General features: G+C 34.4%; 13 protein-coding genes. 11 read left to right on the top strand and 2 right to left on the bottom strand.

What is annotated here, in order from left to right; genetic code table 11:
- Positions 1–54: 54 nt before the first annotated feature.
- Positions 55–702, bottom strand: coding sequence for a TetR/AcrR family transcriptional regulator (locus AC1RPU_RS01080; protein ID WP_481761022.1), 648 nt, complete (start codon positions 700–702; stop codon positions 55–57).
- Positions 703–869: 167 nt separating this feature from the next.
- On the opposite strand from AC1RPU_RS01080, the gene AC1RPU_RS01075 reads away from it, so the two are divergent.
- On the top strand, positions 870–2024 hold the full coding sequence (locus AC1RPU_RS01075; protein ID WP_481761021.1) for a YhgE/Pip domain-containing protein: 1155 nt from the start codon (positions 870–872) through the stop codon (positions 2022–2024).
- 95 nt (positions 2025–2119) lie between these two features.
- On the opposite strand, the gene AC1RPU_RS01070 is transcribed toward AC1RPU_RS01075, so the two are convergent.
- Positions 2120–2824 (bottom strand): GntR family transcriptional regulator, encoded by a 705-nt coding sequence (locus AC1RPU_RS01070; protein WP_481761020.1) that lies wholly within the window; start codon positions 2822–2824, stop codon positions 2120–2122.
- Between the two features lie 192 nt (positions 2825–3016).
- Between AC1RPU_RS01070 and AC1RPU_RS01065 the strand changes: the two genes are divergently transcribed.
- The 10 genes from AC1RPU_RS01065 to AC1RPU_RS01020 all read left to right on the top strand — a co-directional run bounded on the left by AC1RPU_RS01065 (position 3017) and on the right by AC1RPU_RS01020 (position 15400).
- The gene (locus AC1RPU_RS01065) at positions 3017–4936 is read left to right on the top strand and encodes a beta-glucoside-specific PTS transporter subunit IIABC (RefSeq protein ID WP_481761019.1); all 1920 of its coding nucleotides are present in this window, start codon (positions 3017–3019) and stop codon (positions 4934–4936) included.
- Between the two features lies 1 nt (position 4937).
- A complete protein-coding gene (locus AC1RPU_RS01060) occupies positions 4938–6377 on the top strand; it encodes a 6-phospho-beta-glucosidase (RefSeq protein ID WP_481761018.1) in 1440 nt (479 codons plus the stop codon).
- Positions 6378–6600: 223 nt separating this feature from the next.
- Entirely contained in the window at positions 6601–7965 is a 1365-nt protein-coding gene (locus AC1RPU_RS01055) for an MFS transporter (RefSeq protein ID WP_481761017.1), read from the top strand.
- Positions 7966–8074: 109 nt separating this feature from the next.
- On the top strand, positions 8075–9055 hold the full coding sequence (locus tag AC1RPU_RS01050; RefSeq protein WP_481761016.1) for a LacI family DNA-binding transcriptional regulator: 981 nt from the start codon (positions 8075–8077) through the stop codon (positions 9053–9055).
- A 64-nt stretch (positions 9056–9119) separates the two neighbouring features.
- Positions 9120–10532: a glycoside hydrolase family 32 protein gene (locus AC1RPU_RS01045; RefSeq protein WP_481761015.1), complete on the top strand. Its 1413-nt coding sequence runs from the start codon at positions 9120–9122 to the stop codon at positions 10530–10532.
- Entirely contained in the window at positions 10532–11404 is an 873-nt protein-coding gene (gene scrK, locus AC1RPU_RS01040; RefSeq protein ID WP_481761014.1) for a fructokinase ScrK, read from the top strand. The genes AC1RPU_RS01045 and scrK overlap by 1 nt, the downstream gene beginning before the upstream one ends.
- Positions 11405–11437: 33 nt before the next feature.
- Positions 11438–12787, top strand: coding sequence for a NosD domain-containing protein (locus AC1RPU_RS01035; protein ID WP_481761013.1), 1350 nt, complete (start codon positions 11438–11440; stop codon positions 12785–12787).
- Positions 12788–12892: 105 nt separating this feature from the next.
- Complete coding sequence (locus tag AC1RPU_RS01030; RefSeq protein WP_409021777.1) at positions 12893–13039, top strand: hypothetical protein; 147 nt, start codon at positions 12893–12895, stop codon at positions 13037–13039.
- Between the two features lie 130 nt (positions 13040–13169).
- A complete protein-coding gene (gene codA, locus AC1RPU_RS01025) occupies positions 13170–14405 on the top strand; it encodes a cytosine deaminase (RefSeq protein ID WP_481761012.1) in 1236 nt (411 codons plus the stop codon).
- Between the two features lie 74 nt (positions 14406–14479).
- Positions 14480–15400, top strand: a complete 921-nt coding sequence (locus AC1RPU_RS01020) for an aldo/keto reductase (RefSeq protein ID WP_481761011.1) — start codon at positions 14480–14482, stop codon at positions 15398–15400.
- Positions 15401–15435: the final 35 nt, after the last annotated feature.

Here is a 15435-nt window from a genome sequence, read left to right as displayed (position 1 = left end):
AAGGTTTTACAGTAACTTGTTTACTCGATGGGTATTTTTAATTATTTATTTTTATCAAACACTAAGTGCGTTTATCAGAGCATCTGCTGAATGTTCAATACTTTCTTTTGTTAACGATTGATCAAAAAGAAGATAACCAAGTACAATACCACCTATAGTTGACCAAATAACCTTAAGAATTTCGAGATTATCCCAACTGACAATTAGTTTTTTTTCTTTTAGTGTATCAATAGTTGAATTGAGTGCCGTCCAGTATGGGGCGGGAATATTTTCTAATAACTGTTTAACAACCGATTTATCATAAAGTAGTTCAGAAATGAAAATTTTAAGAACTTTAGCATTTTCTTGCAAAAAAATAATTCTATTTTTTAACAAAGGACGAATTAATGAATCCAAAGTTAAATTTGAATGATCAATGGACTCGTCTAATAAGTCGTGCATTGCAGAAGGTAAGATGGATTTAATGACAGGGGCAATAATGGCGTTAAGTAAGCCTTGTTTATTGTTATATTTACTAAAAATATTACCTTCAGCCACGCCAGCTTTTTTTGCAATTTCTTTTGTACTTGTATTTGCATAGCCTTTTTCTGAGAATAATTCAATTGCGGCGATTAAAATTTGTTTTTGTTTATCTGTTATATCTCTAAATAAATCCGAGTTGGCATATAATTTTAATTCAGAATTTTTAATAATATTCACCATCCTATTTATAGCCCTATTATGACACAATTGATAGCGATGACAAAAGACAAACTTATTATTTTGATAGTTTATATTTAAAAGTTAGGGTTGACTAAACTTGTGGATAGGTTATAATCGTATTTGTAATTGATTGAGTGCTCACTCAAAAAGAAAAGAGGAATATGATTATGTTTAAAAATAAATTTTTAGGTTTCGCCATTTTAGTTTCGGTATTACTTACATTTATTATGGTGGTGATGCAAATCCCATCTGTAAAATCAGAGCTCAAAGATGTACCTGTTGCCATTGTTAATGAAGATAGTGGTAAGCAAGGTAACAAAATCGTTGAAAATCTAACTAGAAGCAAAAATAAGGCGTTAGATTGGCATATCGTTAAGAGTGATAAGGCACTTAAGAGTGCAATGGATAAACAACATTATTATGCGGCTATTGTAATTCCAAAAGATTTCTCGGCATCAATTGGAAAATTAGCTGATCCAACAACAAAAGATGTTACAAATGTAACTGTTGTAACAAATGAAGCAAAAAATGCTACATTGTCAACGACTTTAGGTTCGACACTATCAACAATAGTTACAAAAATTGGTGGTGGTATTTCAGCCGGAATTTTAACAAATATGGCAAAAGCCAATATGAGTGTCCCCGCTGTGACTGCATTGAAGTTAAATAACCCAATCACTGTAAAAACAACCGTTAGACATTCAACCGCTGGATTAACATCAGCGAATAGTTCGTTCTTCCAACCCGTCTGGATTGCAAGCATGGTTATTAGTTTATTATTATTCTACGCTGGAGATTCAAGAGAATTTAAATCAATGAAACACAAGTTTTCATTTAAATCATCATTCATTATCTCAGCTGTAGCACTTGCAATTTTAACTGGATTTGCAACAGCTACGTATGCGACATGGATTTTAGGATTTGATTTTACACATTTTATAACAATTGCATCGTTCTTATCATTTACAAGTTTTGCTTTTATAATGTTATTCTCAGGGGTATTGACATGGATTGGTTTCCCAGGGGTAATTATATTTGTCCTCTTACTATTTTTCTCAATTCCTTTATTGGCAATGGCACAACCATTAGTACCTCAATTCTACCAAGATTGGGTTCTTCCATGGTTACCAATGCGTTTCTTGTATGATGGTGCTCGCAGCATTCTTTATTATGGAGCATCTTTCTGGAACAGTTCTACAATGGGCCTAACTTATGTCTTAGCAATCGGTAGTGTCTTGTTTTTTGCCGAAGGATTATCACCCAAACATCGTAAAGTTGAAAAAGAAATTAACGATAAAATTAAAGAGATGGAAGTTAAATAGAATTCTTTAAATGAATCTTGAAATAAATTAAAAACCTCAGGGTAATCACCTTTTTAAGTGATTGCCCTGAGGTTTTTAATTTATTAATTATGGTTTTATTTTTGTCCACTTTGAATAAAAAAGTTAGCATGTTTATAGTTATAAATAGTTTGAGAAAGATCAAAAGGTTCACCGCTTACTGTATAAAAAAGTTCATCAATATAGAGTCCAGGCGAATTTTCTGGTAGTTCTAAAAGGGTTGATTCTGTCTTTTTAAGGGTGTCTGTACGTAAATATTTATCGGAGAAACCTATTTTTAATTTTAAAACTTCTTTCAAGTAATTAAAAATAGACTCACTGATTATTTCGCGATTAAGATAAGGAACAAGTTTTTTTCGATAGTAGGATCTCTCAATACAGAGAACTTGATTATCGATGTAACGAATTCTTTTTATTAAATAAACTTCCTCACCCGGAGCACAATTTAATTCCCTGGCTACATCAGCATTGGGTAGTTCAACTTTTAAATCAATCACTTTTGTAGATAATTTACTGTTTTCTAAATCTTTTGTAAAGCCCATGTTCGTCATTAGAGCGATGTAACCGTCTCTTTTTTGACGACGAACAAAAATTCCGCTACCTTGTACTTGATAAATAATACCCTTATCTTCTAAAGTTGTGAGAGCTTTAACGAGTGTCGTCTTACTGACGGCATATTTGGCAATAAGTTCATTTAGACTAGGGAGTTGCGTCCCTTGATTCAAATTTTTATTTTTAATTGCAAGCTCAATTTGATCAGCAATTTCTTGATACTTTAACATTTCATGCCTCCATTAAAATAATGTATCCTTTATTGTATAACATTGTTCCCGCCTTGTACATCTAGATGAAAAGGGTTACAAAAAAAGTGTTGACTTATTGTGCACGTACAATTAAAATATACATATACAAAGATTTGTAAGGGTTTACAATTTTTTTCTATTTATTCGTTTTTATCTGAGGAGGAGAAAAATATGGCAAGTAAGGTTAGAGATTATACAAAATTAGCTACAGATATTTTAGAAGCAATTGGTGGAGAAAAAAATTTAGCAGGAGCAACGCATTGTGCGACACGGTTACGACTAGTGCTACATGAGGTTCCTTCAGATGCTAAAGAAAAAATATCAGCAATGGCAGGCGTTATCACTGTTGTTGAAAGTGGTGGACAATTCCAAGTAGTTATTGGACCACATGTTGCGGATGTTTATGATGCATTCTCAGCAATGATTGATAGTTCAGAAGTAGAGGAAGTAGAAGCACCAAAAACAAGTATAATGAATCGAGTTATTGCAACAATGTCTGCGGTTTTTGCCCCATTCGTTTACATATTGGCCGCGGCAGGTATTATTCAAGGGAGTTTAATTCTAATTACTTTAGCTATGCCAAATTTTCCTAAAAGTGGTACATATCAAGTTTTAAGCTTTATTTCTTGGGCACCATTTACGTTCTTACCAATATTTATTGCCATAACGGCAGCTAAACATTTTAAAACAAACAGTTTAATCGCTGTTGCATGTTGTGCTGCATTAGTTAGTCCCACATGGGCAGAGATGGCTGGAACTATTGCTAGCGGTACAAGTATTAACTTTATGGGTATTCCATTATCTCAAACAGTTTATACATCATCAGTATTGCCACCATTATTTTTAGTTTGGATTCTTTCTTATCTTGAAAGATTCTTGAGTAAAAAGATACCTGACATTATTAAAGAACTTGCTGTTCCATTATTATGTCTATTAATTATGGTTCCTTTAACAATCTTAATTATTGGACCACTTTCATCTCTTGGAGCTGAAGGAATCGCAAAAGGATATAATTATTTAGTTAAAGTTGCACCACCTTTAGCAGGTGTTATTATTGGTGGTTTCTGGCAAGTACTTGTTATTTTTGGTATCCATTGGGGTGTTACGCCAATGGTTATGGCCAATTTCAAAATGAATGGAATGGACTCATTTCAGGCTTTTCAAACAATTGCAGTGGTCGCACAAGTTGGTGCTGTTTTAGGTGTATTTATTAAGTCTAAGAACAGAGAATTAAAAAATATATCTCTTTCAGCATTTATTACAGGATTATTTGGGATTACAGAACCAGCAATTTATGGTGTGACATTAAGATTTAAAAAACCATTTATCTTTGGTTGTATTTCAGGAGCGTTTGGTGCATTAATTACAAGTTTCTTTAATTCATATTATTTTGCTTATGCTGGACTACCAAGTTTATTAACCATTGTAAATGCAATTAGTCCTAAATACCCACACTCATTTATTGGTATGGTTGTTGGATGTATTGTAGCAATTGTGGGTTCAGTTCTACTTGTTCAAATTTTTGGTACGGGTGAAACAGTTAGTGAAGTCGCAACAATGGAAGCACAGTTAGATGATGCACCAGCTAAGGTCGCACCAGTTATGAGTACGCCAGTAATAAATGCACCAGGCGTTGTTAATAGCCCTGTAACAGGGAAAGTAATTGCGTTAACAGAAGTAGAGGATGAAGTATTTTCATCTGGTGCAATGGGCAAAGGTGTTGCTGTAAATCCAACGGATAATAAAATATATGCACCATTTGATGGTCAGGTTGTCATGACTACAGAGACACAACATGCGATTGGATTAAAATCTGTAGATGGTGTAGAAGTTTTAATTCATATTGGAATGGATATCGTTGAATTAAAAGGAAAATATTTTGCAACACAAGTTAAAAATCATGATTATGTAAAAATGGGTGATTTACTTGTTGAATTTGATCAAGAGAAGATAAAAGAATCAGGATTTTCAGTAGTAACACCTGTAATTGTGACTAATTCAGATGATTACGAAGATGTTATTGCGTATACGCAAAATGAAATTCACCATGGAGAACCAATAATGGAATTAATTCCAAAAGGAGAAAAATAAAATGTCTAAATTACCGAAGGATTTTTTGTGGGGTGGCGCTTTGGCTGCTCATCAGTTTGAAGGCGGCTGGAATGTTGATGGAAAAGGGCCAAGTGTTATTGATGTGATGACTGCAGGAGCAAATGGTGTTCCGCGGGAAATTACGGAAACTATTGAAACAGATAAATTTTATCCGAATCATGATGCAATTGATTTTTATCATCATTACAAAGAAGATATTCAATTTTTCTCTGAAATGGGATTGAAGTGCTTACGAACATCAATCGCGTGGTCACGTATTTTCCCAATGGGAGATGAAAGCGAACCAAATGAAGCGGGATTACAATTTTATGATGATGTTTTTGATGAATTATTAAAAAAAGGTATTCAACCAGTGATTACCCTATCGCATTTTGAAATGCCACTCCATTTAGCTAAAGAATATGGTGGTTTTAGAAATCGTAAATTAATTGATTTTTTTGAAAATTTTGCTACGGTTTGCTTTAAACGTTATCAATCTAAAGTAAAATATTGGATGACATTTAATGAAATTAATAATCAAATGGATACAAATAACCCCATCTTTTTGTGGACTAATTCTGGAGTTATTGTGAACGATGGTGAAAATCCCAAAGAAATTATGTATCGAGTTGCACATAACGAACTCTTGGCTAGCGCTAAGGCGGTTATTGCTGGTAAAAAAATTAATTCTGATTTTGAAATAGGATGCATGGTATCACACGTACCAATTTATCCTTATTCATGTGATCCGGAAGATATCATGGCTGCTGAAGAGGCAATGCATCAACGCTTCTTTTTCCCAGATGTTCATGTTCGTGGAGAATACCCACGTTATGCACTAAAAGAGTTTGAACGTCACAATTATGATGTTGGGATTCAAGAAGGCGATATGGAGATATTGAAAAAAGGGACAGTTGATTATCTAGGATTCAGTTACTATATGTCAACAGTTGTTAAAGCAGATGCTGAAGCAGATCATTTAGGTGATGTTGTGAATGGTGGACTACCTAATGGGGTTCCTAATCCGTATATTAAATCTAGTGACTGGGGCTGGGCAATTGATCCCGATGGTTTACGATATACGTTAAATCGATTATATGATCGCTATCAGTTACCGTTATTTATTGTTGAAAATGGTTTTGGCGCGATTGACAAGCTTGAAGATAATCATGAAATTCATGATCCTGAACGTGTAAGTTATCTAAAAGAACATATTGAAGCAATCGAAAAAGCAGTTGATTATGATGGTGTTGAAGTCTTAGGATATACACCATGGGGTGTTATTGATTTAGTATCATTTACAACTGGTGAGATGAAAAAGCGTTATGGTATGATTTATGTTGATCGTGATAATGAGGGCAATGGATCGATGAAACGTTATAAAAAAGACTCATTTACTTGGTATAAAAATGTAATTGAAACAAATGGAGAAAGTCTTTAAAAGTTATTATAGAAAGAAAAAGCATCTCATTTATTAATAAATGAGATGCTTTTTGATTAATAAAAAAACAAATGACAACCGGTTGACATAAAAATATAAACAGGTTATACTTTGGTTATTCTTTCAGAAAGCGCTTTCTAAAAGTTGAGTTTATAGGTACAGGCAATTGCTATTTTTTAGTGAAATGGGACATTTATTAAACAAATAGAATGGGGTAAATAGAATGGAAAACAAAGTAAACGTAGATACAAATCAAGTTGAAGAAATTCCTCTTTTTCGAAAACTAAGTTATTCACTTACAGATTTTGGCGGAAATATTCTATTTGTAAGTATTAGTACGTACTTGTTATATTTTTATACAGATGTTTTTGGAATTGGGATTGGTGTAGCTGGAACTATCTTGCTCGTCACACGATGCGTTGATATGTTTGATGCACCAATATGGGGCTTTTTAATTGATCATACACATACAAAATGGGGACAAAGTCGGCCGTATTTCTTGTGGTTATGTGTACCATTTGCATTCTTTACATGGTTAACATTTACTACACCGAATTTATCGGGATCGTCCAAAGTTATCTATGCATCAGTTGTTTACGTCATTGCAGGAATTATATATACCGGAATTAGTACCCCTATGACGTCGATTTTACCTAACTTAACAAATGATTCAGACCAAAGAACGGTTTTGAATTCATATCGAATGGTTGGAGGAAATGTTGGTCTATTGGTTGCTAATGGTGTTGTTTTACCATTAGTTCAAATATTAGGGCAAGGAAATGATCGTAAAGGATTCTCATATGCAATGATTATTTTAGGGATTATCTCCATTATTGCCTTTTTAATTGCCTTTTTAAATTTACGAGAAATTAATACAACGATTACGAAATCAATATCATTAAAACAGAGTGTTAAAGCAACAAAAAGTAATTGGCCTTGGATTTTATTGGTTATTTCCAACTTATTCTATTGGATTGGAACAACTGTTAGAAGTTCAGGCATGATTTATTATTTTCAATATAATATCCATGCAAAATCATTAGTCGCAGTTGCTGGTTCTTTATCTGTTGTTGCTGTTATAGGGATGATATCAATTCCATTACTTGTTAAACGTACAAATAAAAGAACGGTTCTAATTGGAGCACTATTGATGGGAGCAATCTGTAACATGTTGCTTCAAGCAGTTGGTAGTAATCAAGTTTGGGTTGTTATCTTATATTGCCTAGGATCAATTGGAACGGGTGTTGCAGCTGCAATGCCATTCCTAATGTTGGCTGATGCGGTTGATTTTGGTCAATGGAAAACAGGAATCAGAGCCAGTGGCTTTTTAACAGCTATTGGAAGTGCATTCTGTGTTAAAGCAGGTAGTGGGATTGGCGGATTTATTCCATCACAAGTAATGCAATTCTTTGGATATATACCCAATCACACTCAAACGAGTCAATCTTTATTAGGCATTAACTTAAGTTTTATCTGGATTCCAGCCATGCTGTTCATACTTGCTGCAGTTCCAATGTTTTTCTATGGTAAATTTGAACGAAATGAAGATAAAGTTAGATTAGAATTAGCTAAAAAAGAAGCAGCTTAAAAAGTTAATGGTGGGGATAATGGTTTTGCTTATTTTATGGTAAACTAAGAGTACTAAAAGTTAAGCGGTAACAATTTAACTAAAATTAGACGACTTAGGAGCAAATAAAATGCAAAATCCAAAACTTGATGATGTCGCTGAATTGGCAGGCGTTTCTAAAACGACTGTATCTAGGGTGTTGAACAATAGAGGTTATCTTAGCGAAAAGACAGTTAAAAAGGTTCGTGATGCTGTGAAAGAGTTACATTATCAGCCTAATGATGTTGCAAGACAATTATTTAATAAAGAAACAAAACTAATAGGGCTTATTTTCCCAACCATTGCGAATCCTTTTTTTGGACAATTAGCTTACCATTTAGAAACGAAACTTTTTAATAGAGGTTATAAGGTTCTTATCGGTAACTCAAAAAATGATTCAGAAAAAGAAGTGACTTATTTACGTAAACTAATGGCAAATCAAGTTGATGGGCTAATTGTTGGAGCACATAATGAAGGAATTGAAGAATATCATAATACAAATTTACCAATTGTCGCAATTGATAGAATTATGAATGGTGATATTCCGGTCGTTTCTTCTGATAATTATAGTGGCGGTAAAATGGCAACAGAATTGCTATTAGAACATGGGGCAACCTCAATTGTACATACAAATGGACCTTATGATTTAGAAACGCCTGCTCGAGATAGACGTAGGGCATACGAGAAAATTATGAGTGAACATGGGTTGCCAGCCGTAACGTATACAATTGATTTTAATTGGACAGAAACAGAAAAAACAAAAGTTATTAAAAGAATTTTTGAGGATCTTAAACGAGTGGATGGTATTTTTGCTTCGAATGATACAGACGCTAGTTTGATCATAAAAATAGCTAGAGAATATGGCAAACGAGTACCTGAAGATTTACTTGTTATTGGCTATGATGGGACAGATGTTGTTCGATTATTTAAACCAGAACTAACAACAATTATTCAACCAATTGAACAGATGGCTGATGCAGCTATTGATATTTTAATGAAGAAAATAGAAGGTAAAGAGACACCTATGCAAGTAGTACTACCGGTACAATTATATAAAGGAGAAACGGCATAGTAGGTGCGTTTTTATTTTAAGATAATGACAACCGGTTAACATATAGAACGAGGAGAAGACAATTTTGAAAAATGAAACGATTAATTATCCAGAGGTAACTGATGAAAGATATCGATTAAAGTATCATATTACGGCACCAGCAGGTTGGATGAATGATCCAAATGGGTTTTGCTTTTTTAAAGGGTACTATCACATCTTTTATCAACATCATCCAAATTCAACACAGTGGGGACCAATGCATTGGGGTCATTCAAGAAGTAAAGATTTAGTTAATTGGGAAAGCTTACCAATTGCTTTGGTTCCTGGTGATCAAGAAGATCAGGATGGCTGTTTTTCAGGTAGCGCAATTGTGAAGGATGAGCGTCTCTATTTAATTTATACAGGACATAATTTGAAAGACAAAAATGATCCGGATAGTTATTGGCAGAATCAAAACCTAGCCGTTAGTGATGATGGCATAACTTTTGAAAAATTTGCTGGTAATCCAGTGATTTCAATGCCTCCTGTAGATAATGATGCTGATTTTAGAGATCCAAAAATTTGGTTTGAAAATGGAAAATATAATATTGTAATCGGAAGCAAAAATAAGGATGGCTTGGGTCGAGTTCTTATGTATAACTCAGATGATTTAGAACATTGGGACTACTTAGGACCTATTGCAACTGCTAAATCAGTTGATTCTGAAGGATTCGTTTGGGAATGTCCTGACCTTTTCGAAATTGACGGACAAGACGTTTTAGTAATGTCACCACAAGGAATTAAAGCTGATAAATTAAAATATAGAAATTTCTTCCAAACAGGATATCTGACTGGAAAATTTGATGAAGAGACACATTCATTACATCATGGTGAGTTCACTGAATTAGATTATGGACATGATTTCTATGCAACACAATCAATGGTTACGCCTGACGGTAGAAGGATCATATTTGCATGGATGGACATGTGGGAGAGCCCCATGCCAGAACAGGAAGATGGTTGGGCAGGCGCACTAACATTTCCAAGAGAATTAAATATGAAAAATGGTAAATTATTGATGACACCAGTTGAAGAAATTAAAAAATTGCGCGAAAAAGTATTATTAGATGTCACTAAACCTAAGGATACAACCACTATTTTTGAAGCCCCTACAAAGAGTTTTGAGTATTTAGCGAACTTTAATGGGCAAGAAAATGTCAGCGTTAAAATTAAAAATAGCGATAATAAATTATTAATAAAAGTTAGCTATCAAGCTGCAACAGGTAAGGTAACATTACAAAAGTATAATGACGATTTACTTCGAGAAACTAATGTGAGCGTTGCCAATGAATTGGATGTTCATTTATTAATGGACAACAGTTCAGCAGAATTATTTGTGAATAATGGAGAAGCATGTTTCTCTGAAAGGGTTTATGATGAAAAGGAACTTATAGTTGAAACAAGTAGCGATTCAACTAATTATGATATTAAAATATATGAACTTGGAGGAACAATGTAATGTTATTAGGAAGTATTGAAGCAGGTGGCACTAAATTTGTATGCGCGGTAGGTAACGAAGATTATCAAGTAAAGGATCAAATTCAAATTCCCACGACTACACCTGTTGAAACATTAACGGCAGTCGTAGACTATTTTAAGCAATTTGAAATAGCTGCACTTAGTGTTGCCTCATTTGGACCAATTGAAATCAGAAAAACGTCACCTAAATATGGATTTATCACGAAAACACCAAAACCGGGTTGGGGTGATACGGATTTCTTGGGATTTCTTAAGGGCAAACTGGATATTCCAACATTTTGGACAACGGATGTAAATGGTTCAGCTTACGGTGAATATACAATGTCGACATTGTTTAATGAGAAAATTAATTCACTTGTTTATTACACAATTGGAACTGGTGTGGGCGCTGGAGCAGTAATTGATGGCCACTTAGTTGGCGGTATTGGCCATCCTGAAATGGGCCATGTCTTAGTTAAGAGACATCCTGATGATCTTGATTTTAAAGGTGTCTGTCCATTTCATGGTGATTGTTTAGAGGGCTTAGTTGCTGGACCAACATTTGAAGCACGGACTGGTAAAAAAGGTAAAGATGTCCCATTAACAGACAAAACTTGGGATATTATGGCCTACTATATTGCTCAGGCTGCCGTTCAAACAACGTTAAGTTTACGTCCTAATAAAATTATTTTTGGGGGCGGCGTTACAAATGATGTTTTATTGGAAAAAGTGCGACATGAATTCAAAGAAATTTTAAATGATTATGTTGACGTTCCTCCATTAGATCAATATATTACAGCACCACAAGTTGCTAATAATGGATCAGCCAATGTTGGAAACTTCGCTTTAGCTGAAAAAATGTTATCTGAATGATAGGGTTATTTAACAAAATTGGAGGGTAAAATAATGACAAACAAAAATTATTATGATGTAACAAAATGGCCTATTGGTAACCCGTACGAAGATATTGGGGAAGTTATTAATAGTATTATTACTGATATTAAAAGTCATCAAACTGATAGTAATAGCAATGATGGTGGAAAACCAGGGGCAGTTATTTATCTACCACCAGCTGATTATCACTTGCGTACACAAGTCTTAATAGATATTAGTTTTCTTAAAATTCAAGGATCTGGGCATGGATTTACGTCATCAAGCATTCGGTTTAACGTACCACAAAACGAATGGTCAAATTTACATGAATTATGGCCTGGTGGTAGTCGTGTTCTTGTTGACCTCGATCCTAAAACAACGGATGAAGAATCTGAAGGTGCAGCTTTCTATGTTGCAAGAGAAGGAAATCCGCGTATTAGTTCAGTCGAATTTTCGAACTTTAATATTGATGGGTTACACTTTATTGATGATGGCACAGGCGAAAAAAATCCAGAAAATACGTATGTGAATGGTAAGACTGGAATTTATGTTGCAAGTGCACAAGATTCATTCCGTATTACAGAAATGGGTTTTGTTTACTTAGAACATGGTGTAACCATTTATAACGCAGATGCATTAACAATCCACGATAATTTTATTGCTGAATGTGGTAATTGTATTGAACTACGTGGATGGGGACAAGCTTCGAAAGTAACTGAAAATTTAATGGGCGCTGGATTTAATGGCTATACCATTTTTGCGGAAAACTTCGGAGGACTGCTAATTACGACTAATAATATTTTCCCAAGAGGTGCAAGTAGCATTTCATTATCTGGCGTGACGAAATCGTCTGTTACAAATAATCGCATTCATGCATTTTATCCCGGAATGGTTATTTTAGATGATAATTGCTCAGAGATATTGGTTTCTTCAAACCATATGCTGCATGATCAAGAACCGTGGGCGCCTATGCAACATCGAGATAATGGATTAGACGATTTATATGGGCTGTTATCAATTAGCGGTAATGATAATTCCGTCATTGGAAATCATTTTTCAGAAACGGTTGATCAAAACACGCTTAAACCAGTTGGTGCAACACCGGTCATTATCCGACTTGCTGCCGGACATGGTAATTATATTGCAAATAATAATGTTGTGGCTACAGAAATTCAATCAGGTAGTGGCGATTCAGCATTTTCTGCACAAGTAGATGCGTTACTAGCAACCGAAGAATTAAAAAAAGTCACAGTAACAACTGTTTTGGTTGAAAAGAAGTCAACGCAAAATACAATTTTAGATTCTGGAAGCAATGAACAAGTTATTTTGGATAAAAATGTGAATGCTTTTAGAGCAACACCAACCGTCCCAAAAAAACAGTAATTTTAAATAAATGATTTAATTTGTGCCACTTTGATAAAATAGGACTATAATGAAAGTTGAAGTTAGAACTTAATATAACTGTCCAAATCAAAAGAGGCGATAGCAATGGCAAAGTTGAGTAAAGAACAACGCAAAGCAATGGCTCAAAAAGCAATGGACGAACGTGCTAAACATCCACAAGCTGAAAAAAAACAATCAGGTTTTAAATTTATTGAAGATGAATCAACTAAGTTAGGTGCAGAAAAAAACTAATTATAAAAGTTCAAAGATTAATTCTAAGTATTCTTGGAATTAATCTTTTTTTAGTTAACTAAAAATATTAAATTGGGTGTAAGTCATGTACAATTTGAATGATAGATAATTTAATGAGGAGTGATAATCGATGTTAATTAAACAAGTACATATTGAAAATAAAGAAGAATTACAAGATATTCGAGTAGAAAATGGCATGTTTACTGAGATTGGGGTAAATTTACAACAAAATGCTGATGAAAAAGTCATTGATGCAACCGATAAATTGATGTTACCGCCATTTGTTGATCCACATGTTCATTTGGATTCAACGCTCACAGCAGGTGATCCGGAATGGAACGAATCTGGGACTTTATTTGATGGCATTCGGATTTGGTCTGAACGTAAAAAGACGTTAACCCATGAAGATGTTAAAGAACGTGCTGTTACAGCATTAAAAATGCAGGCAGCCCATGGTGTTCAGTTTGTTCGTTCACATGTTGATGTGACTGATCCTGATTTAGTGGCTTTGAAAGCTTTAATTGAGGTCCGCGAAGAAGTTAAACCTTGGATGGAATTACAATTAGTTGCTTTCCCACAAGAAGGTATTTTATCATTTCCAAATGGGAAGGAATTAATGACAAAAGCTGCTGAATTAGGAGTGGATGCAATTGGTGCAATTCCCCATTTTGAATTTAATAGAGAATATGCAGTTGAATCACTCCATTTCGCTTTTGAATTGGCTCAGAAATATAATTTATTATTTGATGCACATACGGATGAAATCGATGATCCTAGTTCTCGTAGCTTGGAAACCGTTGCGACATTAGCTTTAGAAACAGGGATGAAAGATAAGGTTACAGCATCACATACAACAGCGATGGGTTCATATGATGATGCTTATTTGTACAAATTAATGCGTTTATTGAAGATGTCAGAAATGAACTTTATTGCTAATCCACTTGTAAATATGTTCTTAGGTGGACGTTTTGACACATATCCAAAGCGTCGTGGGTTAACACGCGTCAAAGAATTGGATGAGAATGGGTTGAACGTTGCATTTGGTGAAGATGACATCAAAGATCCATGGTATCCAATGGGAGATGGCAACATGTTAGACGCCTTGCACATGGGATTACATGCGACTCAGATTATGGGTTATAGTCAAATTATGAATGCTTACCGATTTGTGACGACTAATGGCGCTAAATCTATGCATGTTATGGATCATTATGGAATTGAAGTTGGAAAACCAGCTAATTTCGTCATTATGGATAGTGATAATTTTTATGATGCGTTGAATACACGTGCTGCCGTTATGTTATCAGTCCATAATGGTGATGTGATTAGTGAAACCAAGCCAGCAGAAACCCAGTTATATATCTAGTAAGTAATCGTTTTGGTAGCGCCTTCTTGATTTGAATGCTAGAATCAAGGCATGACTTGAAAAGGGGTAATAAAATGAAAATGATTAATTTAGGCGATAGCGAACTTCAAGTATCATCTGTCGGTTTGGGATGCATGCGCATGCCAGAATTGTCGACTGGGCAAGCTGCAGAAATGATTCAAACATCAGTTGATCATGGCATTAATTTCTTTGATCACGCAGATATTTATGGTGCAGGAAAAGCTGAAGAAGTGTTTGCGGCAGGATTTACTGAAACTGGGTTATCACGTGAAGACATTATTCTTCAATCAAAATGTGGTATCGTTCCAGGTGTAGAGTATAATTTTACTGCTGAACACATTGAAAAAAGTGTTGACGGTATTTTAAAACGATTAAATACGGAATATATTGATAGCTTATTGTTACACAGACCTGATACGTTAATGGAACCTGAAGCTATTGCTCGTGTATTTGAAAAACTACAAAAATCTGGAAAAGTACGTCATTTTGGTGTTAGTAATTTCTATCCTGGGCAAGTTGATTTATTACAACAAGCTTTGGATATGAAACTATTAGTTAACCAACTCCAATTCGGTGTCATGCACACTGGAATGATTGATTTGGGAACAAATGTGAATATGGTTAATGATGCTGGAATTAATCGTGATGGCGGTATTTTAGAATATTCGCGTCTTAAAAAAATGACGATTCAAGCATGGTCACCATTCCAATACGGATTCTTTGAAGGTACATTCTTAGATAATCCAAAATTTGCTGAATTAAATGAAGTTTTAAACCGTTTAGCTAAAGAAAAAGAAACAACTAATACTGGAATCGCAACAGCATTTATTCTACGTCACCCAGCTAAAATGCAGGTGATTGCTGGAACAATGAACGCAAAAAGAATTGTTGAAATTGCGAATGCTTCAGAACTTGAGCTAACACATGAAGAATGGTACGAAATTTATCGTGCAGCAGGAAATAAATTACCATAAATGAAAAAATTAAAGTAACTAACTAATTACTATTT

The sequence above is a fragment of the Dellaglioa sp. CoH-55-MRSF-7 genome (genome assembly GCF_056782235.1).
Note: the sequence above shows the minus strand (reverse complement) of the source record. Positions and strands in the feature narration are given on the sequence as shown.